Below are 16078 nucleotides of genomic sequence, written 5' to 3' on the forward strand. Positions count from 1 at the left end.
TGGAAACTAATTGATAATAATTCGGAAAATCATCTGAATCACTACTTACTTCTATTCCCGGAAGCAAAATATTTATTAATACAATTGGCAGGTTTCCTGACTTTCCCGATTCTCATCTCCTTCCCATTTTCGTCCAATACGGATTTCTGTTCGTTAGTTGAACACCCTGCATTGCTGCCGGGTAACAGTGGATTGTGATTGATGAGAACAAATTAACACTCATGCGTTAACGGGATTACAGTAGCGGGTACTGTTCCGGACTCTCACCGGATTCCCTTTTCATCATCGTACCGATAAAGTACGATAATCACCAAATGTTGTGCAAATGTAGTTATTAATTCTTTAGAAAAACAAATAGTCTGTGTAAAATTATCCAATACAGGTCTACTAAGTACGTGAAAAAGAAATGCATATGTAAGTCGATATTATCCTGAAGATAAGCATTTAAAAGAACAGATGCTATATAAGTCAAACCATGTTTGAACAAACTTTTCGCTTTTTTACCGTGCTTCCTGATTGATATTGGTCTGACATACTTGTTCAAATAATCTCTGACCAAATACGCCCATTTGAAAGCAACGATCACCAGTGCAAATAGTTTTTCAATTCTTTCTAACTCGGTTAAGTGGGTGCTGTTTATGCTAAACGTTCTTGTCTTCAGCGCTCTAGAAGCTGTGTCGATTAGCCAGCGCTCTTTGTACAACTCCAGCGCATCTTCCGGCTTGTTGAATGAGATAACAGTCTGCAATTCCGAATTTCCCTGTTTATCTTTTCCTTTTGATCCGGAGAGGTAACACAATTGATTGTTCAAATAAACAATCCGGTGGTTCAGCCGGCACCCGTTCATTGGTAAATCGGTAAACACCCAACTGGCTTTTATTTGTTTGTCATTATGAGGCTGCACAACCCAAAAGTTTTCGCGGATATGGATATAGTAACGGATGCGGTTATCATTCAGGTATTTGATCCGGTGTTCTCCTACAAACTCACGATCTGAGGTCAAACAAACCAGTGATTCATGGCTAAACAGATGTATGTAGCGCTGGATCAATTCAATCCGCTCGTTGGTGTTTGAATTGCTAAATTTAGGCAACAGCTTAAACAGCAACGGAAAAGCAACACCTTGATAAACAACTGCGATTACCAATACATTGATATTCCGCTGCCCAAACTTTCAATTTGTTCTGTCAATTGCCAGGCGGGAAGGAGGTTTATGTGGCAATAGCCCGAATACCAGCCTTGCGATCAGATCGGTATCTAAAAGATAGTTGACCATAAACCGTTCTATTCTTTTGGGTGACGAACTGGTGCTTGCATGGCAATCGAATGCCGAAGCCAACTTCTCGAAATCATCAGTCTGAACTTTGCACAGCGCGCTGATCATTAAAACAAAGAACTTAACCCGTGCCAGGTTCCAACCTGACTGTTCAGGGAAAATGAAGATTAATTCACTACTTATTACACTCAACTCTGGATGTCATTTCTCTTACTGGATGATGTGATAATCTTATGTCAGGTCCAGCTATGTAGCGATTTAAACAAATGCTTTGATATTTGTGTTGTTGATAATCAAATTGTTGCGCTTTTGCCATGTCGCGAAAATATTTAAATAGAAGCACTAAATAACAGAGTTTTTAAGGAGTCTGGAATTTGGAAAAGACACTCAAGCATTCTGAGGTGAGACCTTTCGGAATGGAAGACAAGGAGACAAAAGAGATACTGGAAAAGTTTGACGACATATTGGCTGAACATTTAGCACCGGGTAAAGTCGCGGCAACCGTGGCAGCAATGGAGCCAAAGGAGCGTTTAATGTTTTTGTCGAAGCTATTAGATTATGCTGTTCCAAGATTGAAACAAACCGACATTGAAGCGGATGTGGGCAGCGATGTAATTACGGTTATCCCTCCCAACTTCGACCGGGCAGCCCGGATAAAAGAGTTAAAACAAAAGCTATTTGAAACCGATGAGTAAAAAACATCATGAATATTGCTAAATGGTTTTTCGGTTTTTCGTAATTTGAACAAAAAATCAAAACTAAATTAACTATGGGTGAAATTTTCATACTTGCCTTAATTGCTGGAATTATTATAATTCTGAGGCTTGTCGGAGCTTGGATGCTTCGAATTAACGATGTTATCGACCTTCAAAAGCAAATTCTTTCCGAACTAAAGAGAATCAATAAACAATAATCAAAAACCTTTAACAATGAAAAAAAACTGTTTTGTTTCTGTTTGTGGCTGTATTGTTTCAATCCTGTATGAGCTTACAGCAGGTTACTGTTTCTAAATCGGAACAAGTTATTGAAGTACCCGGAACCAAAGACGAATTGTATGTGAAAGCAAATGAGTGGATGGTAAGATCATTCAATAATGCAAAGAGTGTTATTCAATTTCAGGACAAAGAAGCTGGTAAAATCATGGGTAAATATTTACTTCATGGAAGTAGTCAGTCGATAGGCGACACCTAGGCTTTAATTACATTAGCCGTTAAAGATGGGGCAACAAAGATAGATATTGAGCCAACAGGGGCATGGAGCTATGATGCTTCGGGAATGACTATTTACAATTACAGTAAAGAAGACGCCCAAAAGGACATTGATAATTTAATTGCTGATTATAAATCATACATGGCAAGTGCAGCATCAAGTTGGTAGGAACTAATCTATATTGTATTAATAGGCGGCCAATGTGAGCCGCTTTTTTTATGCTTGAAACCCTAAAGTGTACGTTAAAAGTGTTCGTATGCGCGCTTAAGGCACTGATAATCAGCTAAAAAAGTAGTCCCACCGGGAATCGAACCCGGATTTACAGTTTAGGAAACTGTCGTTCTATCCGTTGAACTATGGAACCATTTTTAATATTTCTTTTCCTTTACCGGATTTGTAAAACTTTTCAAGTTTTCTTGCTTCAATCCGGGAGTCGCATTGCTCTTTAAATATTAAGCGCCAAGGTCGGTATCCTTTCGTCGACTTGGTTTTCCCCGAATTATGTTCTTTGAGTCTTCTTTCCAAATTGGAAGAAAATCCAACATATATTCGTCCATCAATTTCACTTTTTATTGCGTAAACGGTATACATGCCGTTGTAATTTACAGTTTAGGAAACTGTTGTTCCCTGCCTACCGCAGGCAGGTATCCGTTGAACTATGGAACCATTCGCTAAAAAGCCTTGCAAAAATAGGAAAAAGCTTGGTTATACCATATCCATCCCTCTTTTTCAGGTCAGATTGCACGAAACTCGGTGCAGTCAAGTCAGCAATTTGATATCCCGGATCGAAATATGTAACTATCTGAGGGTGTTGATCTGAGATTTCAGGCTGTTGTGAAGGGCTTTTCTGTTAACAGAAAATTTACATCTTCATGTTATTTAAGAAGTTGTTTGACAGTTGATTGTCCCGATTCGGCCTGGGCCGTGCTTAGAAACAGTTTAAATTAGCTACTTTAGGGCGGGAATTAATTGTAGGAAAACGCGCAGAGGCCTACATTTGTTGAGCTTTTTTGAGAAATTAGTATTAATGTTTAAATATAAATCAATTATCCTATGAGCAATTTTCTGACTGCCTCTATCGGAAGAAAGTTTATCATGAGCATTTCAGGTTTATTTCTGATGATGTTCATTTGCGTTCACTTGGGCGTGAATTTGCTGTTGCTTTTCGACGACAGCGGTGAGTTATTCAACCTTGGGGCAAATTTTATGGCTACCAACCCTTTAATTAAAGTTATGGAGCCGGTGCTTGGTCTGGGATTCGTTGTACATATCATCTGGTCATTTCTTATCAGTTTGCAAAACTATAAGGCTCGTCCGGTAGGGTATGACAAGTCGAATGCAGCTTACTCAAGTACCTGGGCATCTCGTAACATGTTAGTTCTTGGTGCTTTGGTTTTGGTTTTCCTGGTTATGCACATCATTCAGTTTTTCATCCCCGTAAAAACCGGTGGATTGGAAGCCACAATGATCGATGGCGTTGAAATGCACAATACTTATGCATTGGTTGCCGGCTTGTTCAAATCAAGTGTGTTATACTGCATCCTTTACATTATTGGCGGTGCTTTGTTAGGTTTCCACCTGGGCCACGGATTCTGGTCTGCTTTCCAAACAATTGGCATGAGCAACCAGTACTGGTTGAAACGTTTGCAGTGCATTGGTAAAATCTTTGCCATTGTGGTTGCGGTAGGTTTCGCAATTATTCCATTGTATTTCCTGATTAAATTTTAATCGAAAAGAAATTGAATTATGAGCAAATTAGATGCAAAAATACCCGAAGGGCCATTAGCCCAGAAGTGGACAAACTATAAAGATCATCAGAAGCTGGTTAACCCGGCCAACAAACGTAAACTGGACGTGATTGTTGTTGGTACTGGTTTGGCTGGTGGCGCTGCTGCTGCATCTCTTGGCGAGATGGGTTTCAACGTCAAAAACTTTACCATTCAGGATTCTCCTCGTCGTGCGCACTCTATTGCTGCACAAGGGGGTATCAATGCTGCGAAAAACTATCCGAACGATGGTGACTCTGTTTACCGTCTTTTCTACGATACCATTAAAGGTGGTGACTACCGTGCCCGCGAAGCGAACGTATACCGTTTGGCTGAAGTGAGTAACAGCATTATCGACCAATGTGTGGCTCAAGGTGTTCCTTTCGCCCGCGAATACGGCGGTTTGTTAGACAACCGTTCTTTCGGTGGTGCACAGGTTAGCCGTACGTTCTACGCGAAAGGTCAAACAGGTCAGCAATTGCTGTTAGGTGCTTACCAGGCATTGATGCGTCAGGTAAACGCTGGTACTGTAAAAATGTATACTCGTACCGAGTTGGTCGACATTGTTATTGTTGACGGTAAAGCGCGCGGTATTATCGCTCGCGACCTGGTAACTGGTGAGTTGACTCGTCACTTCGGTCACGCCGTTGTATTGGCAACCGGTGGTTACGGAAACACCTTCTTCCTGTCAACTAACGCCATGGGATCGAACGGATCGGCTGCAATCAAAGCATTCCACAAAGGTGCCATGTTTGCTAACCCCTGTTACGCTCAGATCCACCCGACTTGTATTCCTGTTCACGGTGAATTCCAGTCAAAACTGACCTTGATGTCCGAATCATTGCGTAACGATGGTCGTATTTGGGTTCCTAAGAAGAAAGAAGATGCTGAAGCGATCCGCGCCGGTAAATTGAAACCAACGCAGATTGCCGAAGAAGATCGCGACTACTATTTGGAGCGTCGTTATCCGGCTTTCGGTAACCTGGTTCCCCGCGACGTTGCTTCGCGTGCTGCCAAAGAACGTTGCGATGCCGGTTTCGGTGTTAACTCAACAGGTTTGGCTGTTTATTTGGATTTCAAATCAGCAATCGAACGTTTGGGTAAAAACGTGATCAAAGCTCGTTACGGTAACTTGTTCCAGATGTACGAGAAAATCGTGGACGAAGATCCTTATGAAACTCCAATGATGATCTATCCTGCGATCCACTACACAATGGGTGGTCTTTGGGTTGATTATGAATTGCAAACAAATATTCCCGGTTTGTTCGCTGCCGGTGAAGCGAACTTCTCTGACCACGGCGCTAACCGCTTAGGTGCTTCGGCATTGATGCAAGGTTTGGCCGACGGTTATTTCGTACTTCCTTATACGATCCAGAACTACCTGGCCGACGAAATTCGCACGCCTCGTATGACAACCAACGAAAAGGAATTTGTTGATACTGAAAAAGCCGTTAAGGCCCGTTTCGACAAGTTGTTGAGCATTAAAGGTGAACGTTCGGTCGATAGTATCCACAAAGAACTTGGTTTGGTGATGTGGGACTTCGTTGGTATGGGACGTACCAAAGAAAGCCTGGAAAAAGCGATCAAGCGTATTGCCGAGATCAAGAAGGAATTCTGGTCGAACGTACGTATCCCCGGATCGAACGACGGTATGAACGTTGAATTGGAAAAAGCCAGCCGTCTGGCCGACTTCATCGAAATCGGGAACCTGATGGCACACGATGGTTTGAACCGCGAAGAAAGTTGTGGTGGTCACTTCCGGGAAGAATATCAAACGGAAGAAGGCGAAGCCTTGCGCCAGGACGATAAATTTGCTTACGTAGGCTGTTGGAAATACGAAGGCGAGGACAAAGCTCCTGCATTGGTAAAAGAAGACCTGGTTTACGAAAGTGTGAAAATGGTTCAACGTAATTATAAATAATGGCTTTTTAAAAGGAGATCAATAATGGAAAATACAATAAATCTTACCCTTAAGGTTTGGCGTCAGAACGGTCCCAAAGACAAAGGCCGTTTTGAAACCTATAAAGTAGAAAATATCTCTACTGACAGCTCGTTCCTCGAAATGATGGATATCCTGAATGAGCAGTTGATTAAAGAAAATAAAGAACCTGTTGCGTTCGATCACGACTGTCGCGAAGGTATTTGCGGTATGTGCTCCTTGTACATCAACGGTCGTCCGCACGGACCAGACGATGATGTAACAACTTGTCAGTTGCACATGCGTAAGTTCAAAGACGGCGAAACGGTAACAATCGAGCCTTGGAGAGCAGCTGCTTTCCCTGTAATTAAGGATTTGATGGTTGACCGTACAGCTTTCGATAAAATTATCGCTGCTGGTGGTTATGTATCTGTTTCAACAGGTGGAGTTCCGGATGCCAACGCCATCCCAATTCCTAAAGTTGATGCTGACGAAGCCATGGATGCCGCTTCATGTATTGGTTGCGGAGCTTGTGTGGCTGCTTGTAAAAACTCATCAGCTATGTTGTTTGTTTCAGCAAAAGTAAGCCAGTTGGCTTTGTTGCCACAAGGTCGTGTTGAAGCTAAAGCACGTGCGAAAGCGATGATCGCTAAAATGGATGAGCTTGGCTTTGGTGGTTGTACAAACACCGGTGCTTGTGAAGTTGAATGCCCCAAAGGCGTTTCAATTACCAATATCGCTCGTTTGAACCGTCAGTACCTGGCCGCTCGTTTTTCGGAATAGGCGATTCAATACCATAAACATAAAAAGGTCTTCACACTTTGTGAAGACCTTTTTTTATACTCAGAATACCCTTTTCTGTATAAATAAAACGATGATATCGTTCAAGTTAGCTGTTTTTAATCAGAAATACCAGAAAGTGGTTTTGTAACATCTATTCACAATCGATGGCAATCGTTACGACGACGAATTGTGCAGTAGCAGAAACAGTGTGCCCGAAAGCCTGCTAATGTCGTTTTTCTGCGACAGTCTTAGTACGCAGAGGTGCTAAGGTCGAATTTCAATAACGGTTTTGATTAGATGTGGAATGACAACCCGACAACTTTTGAAAACTACGATAACCCGGACAACAAGATAACTAAGAACTCTCCACTCTCATTCCTGTTGGTGATTCCCCGGAATCATGTAGTTTCCTGTGAAAGTCTCTTCGGGTGATGTGCCTGCCTGCGGTAGGCAAGGTTTTTATCCGCATCGGGGAAACCTTGTATTGCGATTGAGCTTGAATCAGGAGCAAAGCCTCATTTTGTAGTGGTGGGCCTTGCCTCAACCCTGGCTGTTTTTCGCTCCTACTTTTGCTCAATTCGGATCTGTTGTCCTACCGGGCGGGTTTTCATTTTTGTAGTCCTGCCCGGCCGGTCTGACGGGGACACAAAAACGAAACAAAAAGGTCATGGCTGATTTTTATCTGCAACCGCCATCTGCCGAAAAGCTAAGTTCAACCGGGTGATCTCCGTCTCACGACGGAGCTTCCCGGGTTCACTAAGCTTTTCGTTTGATTCCGGTCTGGATAAAAATAGGCCAACCGGTTCCCAACTTTTTGGCATTGATCGAACGCCATTCTTATGCGTTGATAGTGTTCTTTGTAATTTACCTGTAGCTTCGGGATTCCCCCGCTCTGCCCGCAGAGAGGGGACAGAATTGAATCGATCCGCCAGGATTGGTTCATTTCAGGGGAGAGTTACAGAGGGCTGCTGGTATGCACTTTGAGAGTTCCTTCCACGGCATTTCAGAGCCTGCTGTTTATCAGTCCTATTTTTGATTAATTCGGATCTTTTGTCCTACGGGGCGGGTTTTCATGTTTCTATAATGGCTTTAGCCATTCAATACCGATTAGCTTCAAAAGTTTCGCATCCTATCACTTCGTTCCAATGCTCCTTTTTCAGTCTATCGGCATTATACGGTTCTATTTCAGCGCATAAATTAGCCTTCAAAACGGTATAATTTGGGTAGCACAAACGATAACACAAAGATTCTCCCGTCCCGTACGGGACGAAATTTCCCTCTGTCGTCGTTAAGCTACCCAAATTGCATCCCTCCGGGATTGCAGGAAGCTTTTCGTTTGATTCCGGTCCGCATAAAAATAGGCCAACCGGTTCCAAACTTTTTGGCATTGATCAGAAGACTTTCTTGCTGGTTGATCGCGTTTTGGAATGACAACCCGACAACTACGATTACAGGACAACGAAGACGTCCAGGAGATCCGAAAATCCTCGACTTCCATCTCTTGGGGAGACTCTCTCCGGCATCATAAGGTTTCATTCGCTTTGTTTATCCGGTTCCGCTTCCGACGGTTTTGTAGTGTCCTCCGATGACGCGATTTCCGGCTCATCGATAGCCGGTTCTGTTTTTTCATCCTCCGGTTGTGACTTTTGAAAAAAGCCTTTCACGTAGTCCAGTAAATCGCTGAAATAGGCGATGATGGCGTGACTATGCTTGGTGGCGTAGCTTGTTGCGGCCATCTGGATCATGCTTGTGATTAAGTGCCGGAAGCTGCCTCTGCCACTTCTGCCGCTAAATCGACCCGATATGAAATTGGTAATTAAAGGAAGGAAGGCTTCGAGCATATTGCCTTTAATCTCGAAGGTTTGCTGGCTGAATTCGCGAAGGGTTCGCTTGATCAGGTTTGAGGGTTTCAGGCTCTCGAAGGTTATTCGCAGTTGTTGGTTGAATAGTTCTTTCTCCGCCTCCTGTTTCTCCTCCAGTGTCCGAATGGCTTGCGTTAATGCATGGCGTCTGTTTTTCATTGGTCATCCTCCTCGTTAAATACCTGATTAATAATTGAATTATCGATCGGATACTTGAACAGCGGCTTTCTGAATATCCAGCAAATCAGTGTTACAAGGGCGTAAAAGGCGGCTACAACAAAGAAGCCCGATGCCCGGTCACCAATCAAATCGCCAAGCCACAGAGCAATTCCAATGTTGAGTATGGCAAAAAATACCGAGCCCATAATGATGGCCGGCAACCACGAGACAATATTGGACAAAACATCTGATGTTTTGTCCAATGTCTTGAGTTTGATTAATTTCAGTGTGGTTTGGCCATAGTTATGGCCTTTCTCAATAAGCTCGTCTATTAATTCTGTTTGTTCTTCCATAAAGTAGTTTGCTGTGGTTTACAAGCGATTAATGGATGTTTTTCGAATTAATTTGAAGTGGGTTCCTCTTTTGTTTTTTGGTGGATTTTGGTTTCCAGATCTTTTACTTTCTCTTTTGCTGAATCAACTTGTTTGTGAAGATCATCCATCAGATCCTGGATTTTATCCTTGGCATCATCTAAAAAATCTTCTCCTTTTTCAGCAATTTTACGTCTGGTAGCTTCGCCGCTGTCTGGTGCAAATAAAACGCCCAAAGCAGCTCCGGCGGCAAGACCGGCTAATACGCCTAGTACAACTTTTCCTGAACTCATAACTTTAATTTTTAATAGTTAAACAATCGGTTATTTTGGCTTACTCTTATAAAGTTAATTGAATTTGAGATGAAAGGCAATATTTTAATCCAAAGAAATTGCAAAATTACTGCTCTTAATGCTGCTATTGTTTAACCGCAGGAGCAAAGCTCGGACGGGAGGATGTTCGGATTGGAACGATTCATTGATTGGCCCAGGATAATTTGCCATCGAACGATTTTCGATATACGATTGGGAACAGAAGAAATGTTGCAAGCGATGAACCGGCTGTTGAGTCATGAGTCTTGAGTCATGAGTAGTGAGACTGCGACTTCTTCAATCCTTCAATCCTTCTGTCTTTCAATCCAACCGTCGTTTTTCTCAATTGTCAATCGTAAATCGCTAAATGGTAAATTCTCCCGGGCTGCGACTTCTTCAGTCCTTCAATCCCTCAATCCTTCTGTCCTTCAATTAGTCTGAGAATTCGGCAACCCAATATTTCTTACCACAGAACGTGTCCCGCACTAGCTCCGGGAGTCCACAGAGGGGAGCACAGAGTTTCACAGAGAGATTAGTCTTGAGTAGTGAGTAGTGAGTCGTGAGTCGTGAGACTGCGACTGAGACTGCGACTTCTTCAATCCCTCAATCCTTCTGTCCTTCAATCCGTCCGTCGTTTTTCTCAATTGTCAATCGTAAATCGCTAAATGGTAAATTCTCCCGGGCTGCGACTTCTTCATTCCTTCAGTCCCTCAATCCTTCAATCCTTCAATCAATCCGGTAGCTTATTGTTTTTGGGATATCGATCCGCCGGAGGAGGAGTGGAGCTCGGTTTGTGTCGGACTGCCCGAGTAGTACAAGTGCCCGCCGCTTGATGCGTCGGCCTGCAGATAATCTACGACGTCAATCCAGATGTGGGCTCCGCTCGATGTCTCGGCCACACATTTGCCGGTCCGGAAAGTATGCCCTTTAAAATGGGCCCCGGACGAGGCTTTGAGGGTGGCATCTTCACATTTTCCGGCGATGACAATGTGCGCACCCGATGAGCACCGGCTGTCTAATTTTTTGGTGTTAATCTGAAGGTATTGATGACTGCCCGATGAGGCGCGAAGCTCCAGCTGCCGGCTAACTACCGGATCGCCACTGCGAATGACTGCACCCGACGACGACTGTAACGACTCCAGCTGCTTGTAGTGGACAAACACTTTTTTCGATTTGGCCGAGCGAATGCGGCTCTCGGTGAAAATTTTCAGTGTTCCTTCTTTGATCTCTGTTCGGATTACCTGATGCAGGTTGGCATCGGCCTCAATAACGACATATTCCGTAGAGTCGGCAAGCAGCAATACCTCCAGCCCGGTTGATGTCTCGAGGCGACTAAAATCCGATAGCTGGCGGGTTTCTTCCGTGACTTCACCGTTTCCTTTTACCGAGGGACCAAGCATCCAGCACGATTGGAACAGGAAGGTTAGGCAGACAAGAATGCTAAGGATTGACCATTTTTTCATAAGCGACGGATTTTGGGAAATACCCATTCATATTCGAATTCGTCACTAAAGCTCGGCATTCACTCTTTCTGAAAAGATGGCTTATCGTTGAACAGCCGAAAATTACCGGTAAAGCTTTGGCCATTGATCCGGAATGCTTTGCGATGGCTATAGGTAAGCACCAATCAGGCGAAGCCCATCGAGTGTCAGGTTGGGCTCAATATGGTCGATTCGTGTGAGCTCGTGTGCGAAGGTCGATGCCAGTCCGCCCGTAGCAATCACGGTGAGCTGTTGCCCGACAGCCGCCTCGGTTTGGCTGATGATCCGGTCGACCAGCCCGGTATACCCAATTACAATACCCGCCTGAATGGCATGAACCGTGTTGGTGCCCAGCACCGAGGGCGGTAAAACCGGTGGAACATCGGGTAATTGAGCCGTATTGCCGGCCAATGCCTGAATAGCAGTGCGCAGGCCCGGGGCGATGGCCACCCCCCGGATAGCAGCTTCGGCCGAGATGGTTGTAAAGGTGAGGGCCGTGCCAAAATCGATGACCATGCACCAGCTGCGGTACTTGTTGTAAGCAGCCAGCGCATTGGCTACCAGGTCGGCGCCAATTTCGTAGGGGTTCATCACCTGAATGGGTAAGCGCTCAAACAGCTCCGGCTGAATTAACTGTACATCATTTCCGGTAAGCCGGGGCAGCATATCCTGAAACTCCCGGTTTAAGGCGGGCACAACACTGCTCAGTATGATCTGGTCAATTTCATTTCGGCAGATTTTACCGCTGCTGAAAAGACTGCGAAAGATGACCTCATACTCGTCAGCCGTTTTGTGCGCATCGGTTTGGATGCGCCAGATCTTTTTCCAGTCTCCGGCAGCCGATACACCAAACACAATGTTGGTATTGCCAATGTCGATTGCTAGTAACATAAATGCTTCTTGTTTGTGTGAGCAATTTAGCAGATTTAGGGTCAAGGATAAAATTTATTTGAGTTTTGTTCGTTAGTCCATTGTGATGTTCGCGTAATACCGATTCGCACTTGAATTGGTGGTTTAAATTGATCACTCTTTAAGCCTCTTCAGTTGCTTGTCGGCATTGTCCATTGTAATTTCAGCGTTTCGCTTAAGGCTCAGGCTGAGAAACAATTGGTATAATTTGTAGGGCAAAAAATTATTTTGTTTCGTTTTTTGCTTATTTTTAACGAGTATACATCTAGAAACTCAATTGTTTAACCGGATAATTAACCTATATTCCCGATCCTATGGTTGCAAGTAAGAACCCCCTTATTTTTGTTGTTGAAGACAATCATGTCTATAACCGACTAATCGTAAGTTTTCTGAAGACCAACAAGCTCACCAATGTTGAATCTTTTTCAACCGGAGAAGAAGCGTTGAAAGCCATGGAAAAACAACCGGCTGTTGTTATTCAGGATTACCTGCTGGAAGGTATGAATGGTATTGAAGTGCTGAAGCGAGCCAAGAAAGTTGCGCCCAACGTCGAGTTTATCTTCTTATCGGGGCAGGACAATATCGATGTGGCCATCAACACCATGAAGTATGGAGCTTACGACTATATTGTGAAAGACCAGATGGCCCTGAAAAAACTGGTGAATAAGATTAGTAAAATTCAATCGTATAACCAGTTGGAGGTCTCTAAGAAAAGATATAAAATGGGGGTCATCCTGTTTTTTGTGATCCTGGCCATCTTCGTTGTTATCTTGATTACTATTGCAATTATGTATCCGCAATACTTCGGGTTCAGACTGGAAGGAGTTTAATCGGTATAGCTTTGCTCTATAGTTAATTAAAAACCCGGTCGGTTAATGCTGATTGGGTTTTTTTTGAGACGTGAGACGTGAGTCTTGAGTCATGAGTCATGAGTCTTGAGTCGTGAGTAGTGTGACTGTGACTTTCAATCCTTCAATCCCTCAATCCTTCAGTCTTTCAATCCGATTAATCCGATCATCCTGCGACTGCGACTTTTTTTCGACCGTCGTTTTTCTCAATTGTCAATAGTAAATCGTTAAATGGTAAATTCTCCCGGGCTGTGACTGTGACTGTGACTGAATTTTGTGGTCGACCATTCTCCGCGTCTTCTTCCCCTTTTGCCTTTTGCCTTTCAACTTTTGACTTCTTCCGTCCTTCAATCCTTCAATCCTTCAATCCTTCAATCCTTCAATCCCTCCGACTCAGCCTGCTCCTTTAGTTGGCTTTCGAGATGACAACCCCCGGCTGAAAGACCGACGAGAGTTTGGTTGGGTTATTCACCGTTTCCAGGGCTTGGGTAATTCCTTTGTCCGTCTTCAGCGACGCTTTGATGGCACCTTTTTGGTAATAATAGCGCGAAACAATATCGTCAACCATCATTTCCTTGATCTCATCGCCAAACTGATCCAAATCTTTATCCAGATTGTGTCCAAGTGTTGTTTTCAACGCTTCGAACTGTGCTTTGGCACTTTCGTAGTATTTTTCTTCTTTGGCAATCTTCTCCAGCTCGTCCAGTGATTTTTCGGTTTCCGATTCGTATTCAAAGTTTTGTGCTTTTACAAACTCCTTGAACTCCCGGTAAATATCATCCGTAATTTTAAAGGCTTCCGGTTCGGGGATTGACTCGTGCGTAGTAGCATATTGTGTTGCAAAGTCGAAGATCATAAAATCCTGAACCAGGTTGATGCTCAGGTTGCTGATTCGATCCAGGTCGAGCTTGATGTCGGGGGTAATGCCGCCGCCATCGTACACCTTGCGGCCTTTGCTGGTGTTAAATTCCGAGATCAGCGAGTCGGGTACAACACCCACACTGCCGTCATCGTTGCGGTGCGAGTAGTCCAATGCCTGTATACAACGTCCGCTGGGAATATAGTATTTCGCGGTAGTCACCTTCAGCTTGCTGTTGTAGCTCAGGTCGCGCGTGGTTTGTACCAGACCCTTGCCAAAGGTTCGTGTGCCAATAATTACCGCACGGTCCAGATCTTGCAAAGCCCCCGACACAATTTCCGAGGCCGAGGCCGATCCGCGGTTAACCAAAACAGCTAAAGGCATTAGGGTATCAATCGGATTCTCGGTAGCAAAATACGCCTTATCCCACTGTTTTACCTTCCCTTTGGTGCTTACCACTTCTTTGCCCTTGGGAACAAAGATGTTGACAATCTTCACGGCCTCGTTCAGTAACCCTCCCGGGTTGGAGCGAAGGTCGAGAATCAGCGATTGTGCTTTGTTCTTTTCTTTTAGCTCTTTTACGATGCCACGAACCTCGTCGCCGCAGTTAGCGGTGAAGTTCGACAGGCGGATATAGCCTGTTTTATCATCCAGCATTCCGTAGTAGGGAACTGCATCAATCTGAATTTTTTCGCGAACAATGTCAATGTCCAGCGGCTTTTTTTCGCCGGTGCGCTCAACCTTCACCTTCACAACTTGGTTGGCAGGGCCTTTTAGCAGATTGCTTACGTCTTCGGTCGACATCTTATCGGTCGACTTACCAGCCACCTCTAAAAATACATCACCCGCTTTTAATCCGGCTTTCTGCGCTGGAAAGCCCTCGTAAGGTTCCGAAATGATGATCTGATCGCCATGCTTGCCGATCAGCGCACCAATGCCGGCATATTCGCCCGTTGTCATAAAGCGAAAGTCTTCCATCTCCGACTCCGGAATGTAAGTTGTATAAGGATCCAACGACTCCAGCATCTTGTCAATACTGGTCTTGACCAACTCGTTGGGATTGATATCGTCAACATAAAACAGATTCAGTTCCCGGACCAGGGTGTAGTAAATATCCAGGTTTTTATCGATCTGAAAGAGCTTCTCGTCGCGGGTAAAGGAGGTGAAAACGACCCCTATAACCAAAACTACCGATAGGATTATGCCCAGTTTCTTCTTGTTTACTGCTTTCATGGATTACTTCAGTTTGATTACGGTATAATTTGTTGCGCTGCTATGATCGACTGCGTTGTCAATCGCTCAGGCCAAAACAGACAGTTGAAGCGGATGTTTAATAACTGGTTTCAACCACCCGAATAGCAAATGTAATAAAGCTAGCCGGAAATAAAGGTTTCAAGCTCTTAGATTTCGTTAATTTATATTAATGAGGAGTGATCAGTCGTTAGTCGTGAGTCTTGAGTCGTGAGTAGTGAGTAGTGTGACTGTGACTTTCAATCCTTCAATCCCTCAATCCTTCAATCGATCCGAGCATCCAGCAATCTGACCATCTGCGACTGTGACTGCGACTTCTTCAATCCCTCAATCCTTCAATCAATCCGAGCATCCGATCATCCTGCGACTGCGACTTTTTTTCGACCGTCGTTTTTCTCAATTGTCAATAGTAAATCGTTAAATGGTAAATTCTCCCAGGCTGCGACTAATTTCTCTGCGACTTCTTCCCCTTTTGCCTTTTGCCTTTCAACTTTTGACTTCTTCAATCCCTCCGCGTCTTCTCCCGAAGCGAGTTCGGGACACGTTTGCGGTTAAATCGCATTTCCCAACATCACAGGGATGGAGGGGGGCGCCTTTATCCCGGGGTGCCGCTCCTGCGTCGCTCTGCCCCGGGCTGAATTGAGTTGGCTTTTCAGGCCGTTGCTCTTCCCAACCTGACAGCGTCCGCAGGACCTGACAGCGTTAATCAAGTGTCGCCGACGCGGTTACAAGCCGCATCACCCGTTTTCCCCGTCTTATTCTCCCGGAGGGAGAAACACTGAACACTGCGACTGGGACTGCGACTTCTTCACTTTTGCCTTTTGCCTTTCAACTTTTGACTTCTTCAATCCTTCCGCGTCTTCTCCCGAAGCGAGTTCGGGACACGTTTGCGTTTAAATCGCTTTTGCCAACATCACAGGGATGGAGGGGGCGTTTCTTTTCTATAAATATCTCCGCCCCTACAGGGCTAATCAATTTGTTGTAATCAGCAACTTTGAAGTGTCAACTTTTCGCAATTGAAAAGTACCAGTTATGGAAGAAAAAAACCTTCATCTTAAAGGTGACAAAACCGATA

14 protein-coding genes, 1 tRNA gene and 1 riboswitch are annotated in these 16078 nt (G+C 44.4%); of the genes, 6 read left to right on the plus strand and 9 right to left on the minus strand.

Going from position 1 to position 16078, the window contains the following annotated elements; translation table 11 throughout:
- Positions 1 to 69: 69 nt before the first annotated feature.
- Positions 70 to 330, minus strand: a riboswitch (cobalamin riboswitch).
- A gap of 4 nt (positions 331 to 334) precedes the next feature.
- Positions 335 to 1147, minus strand: a complete 813-nt coding sequence (locus C8N47_RS07985; RefSeq protein WP_107822014.1) for a hypothetical protein — start codon at positions 1145 to 1147, stop codon at positions 335 to 337.
- Between the two features lie 503 nt (positions 1148 to 1650).
- On the opposite strand from C8N47_RS07985, the gene C8N47_RS07990 reads away from it, so the two are divergent.
- Positions 1651 to 1971 carry a hypothetical protein gene (locus tag C8N47_RS07990; protein ID WP_107822015.1) on the plus strand — a complete coding sequence of 107 codons (321 nt, stop codon included), beginning with the start codon at positions 1651 to 1653 and terminating at the stop codon, positions 1969 to 1971.
- A 286-nt stretch (positions 1972 to 2257) separates the two neighbouring features.
- A complete protein-coding gene (locus tag C8N47_RS07995; RefSeq protein ID WP_107822016.1) occupies positions 2258 to 2467 on the plus strand; it encodes a DUF4468 domain-containing protein in 210 nt (69 codons plus the stop codon).
- Positions 2468 to 2777: 310 nt separating this feature from the next.
- On the opposite strand, the gene C8N47_RS08000 is transcribed toward C8N47_RS07995, so the two are convergent.
- Together C8N47_RS08000 and C8N47_RS08005 are read right to left on the minus strand one after the other, a co-directional pair.
- Positions 2778 to 2849: transfer RNA gene (locus C8N47_RS08000), tRNA-Arg, on the minus strand.
- Positions 2840 to 3076, minus strand: a complete 237-nt coding sequence (locus tag C8N47_RS08005) for a GIY-YIG nuclease family protein (RefSeq protein ID WP_107822017.1) — start codon at positions 3074 to 3076, stop codon at positions 2840 to 2842. The genes C8N47_RS08000 and C8N47_RS08005 overlap by 10 nt, the downstream gene beginning before the upstream one ends.
- 462 nt (positions 3077 to 3538) lie before the next feature.
- On the opposite strand from C8N47_RS08005, the gene C8N47_RS08010 reads away from it, so the two are divergent.
- From C8N47_RS08010 to C8N47_RS08020, 3 genes are read left to right on the plus strand one after another with little or no spacing between them, the layout of a single operon-like run.
- Positions 3539 to 4213 carry a succinate dehydrogenase cytochrome b subunit gene (locus C8N47_RS08010; protein WP_107822018.1) on the plus strand — a complete coding sequence of 225 codons (675 nt, stop codon included), beginning with the start codon at positions 3539 to 3541 and terminating at the stop codon, positions 4211 to 4213.
- An 18-nt stretch (positions 4214 to 4231) separates the two neighbouring features.
- Positions 4232 to 6172, plus strand: a complete 1941-nt coding sequence (locus C8N47_RS08015; RefSeq protein WP_107822019.1) for a fumarate reductase/succinate dehydrogenase flavoprotein subunit — start codon at positions 4232 to 4234, stop codon at positions 6170 to 6172.
- Between the two features lie 24 nt (positions 6173 to 6196).
- Complete coding sequence (locus C8N47_RS08020; protein ID WP_107822020.1) at positions 6197 to 6952, plus strand: succinate dehydrogenase/fumarate reductase iron-sulfur subunit; 756 nt, start codon at positions 6197 to 6199, stop codon at positions 6950 to 6952.
- A 1532-nt stretch (positions 6953 to 8484) separates the two neighbouring features.
- Here the strand turns inward: C8N47_RS08020 and C8N47_RS08025 are convergent.
- From C8N47_RS08025 to C8N47_RS08045, 5 genes are all read right to left on the minus strand, one after another.
- Positions 8485 to 8973: a hypothetical protein gene (locus C8N47_RS08025; RefSeq protein WP_107822021.1), complete on the minus strand. Its 489-nt coding sequence runs from the start codon at positions 8971 to 8973 to the stop codon at positions 8485 to 8487.
- Complete coding sequence (locus C8N47_RS08030; protein ID WP_107822022.1) at positions 8970 to 9326, minus strand: hypothetical protein; 357 nt, start codon at positions 9324 to 9326, stop codon at positions 8970 to 8972. Before C8N47_RS08030 ends, C8N47_RS08025 begins: the two co-directional genes overlap by 4 nt.
- Before the next feature lie 47 nt (positions 9327 to 9373).
- Entirely contained in the window at positions 9374 to 9637 is a 264-nt protein-coding gene (locus C8N47_RS08035) for a YtxH domain-containing protein (protein WP_107822023.1), read from the minus strand.
- A 761-nt stretch (positions 9638 to 10398) separates the two neighbouring features.
- Positions 10399 to 11118, minus strand: a complete 720-nt coding sequence (locus C8N47_RS08040; RefSeq protein WP_170111337.1) for a head GIN domain-containing protein — start codon at positions 11116 to 11118, stop codon at positions 10399 to 10401.
- A 147-nt stretch (positions 11119 to 11265) separates the two neighbouring features.
- Entirely contained in the window at positions 11266 to 12027 is a 762-nt protein-coding gene (locus tag C8N47_RS08045) for a type III pantothenate kinase (RefSeq protein ID WP_107822025.1), read from the minus strand.
- A 332-nt stretch (positions 12028 to 12359) separates the two neighbouring features.
- On the opposite strand from C8N47_RS08045, the gene C8N47_RS08050 reads away from it, so the two are divergent.
- Positions 12360 to 12875 (plus strand): response regulator, encoded by a 516-nt coding sequence (locus C8N47_RS08050; RefSeq protein ID WP_107822026.1) that lies wholly within the window; start codon positions 12360 to 12362, stop codon positions 12873 to 12875.
- Between the two features lie 424 nt (positions 12876 to 13299).
- Here the strand turns inward: C8N47_RS08050 and C8N47_RS08055 are convergent, their stop codons facing one another.
- A complete protein-coding gene (locus tag C8N47_RS08055; RefSeq protein ID WP_107822027.1) occupies positions 13300 to 14985 on the minus strand; it encodes a S41 family peptidase in 1686 nt (561 codons plus the stop codon).
- Between the last annotated feature and the right edge of the window lie 1093 nt (positions 14986 to 16078).

It is taken from the genome of Mangrovibacterium marinum (genome assembly GCF_003046625.1).
Taxonomy (GTDB): Bacteria; Bacteroidota; Bacteroidia; order Bacteroidales; family Prolixibacteraceae; genus Mangrovibacterium; species Mangrovibacterium marinum.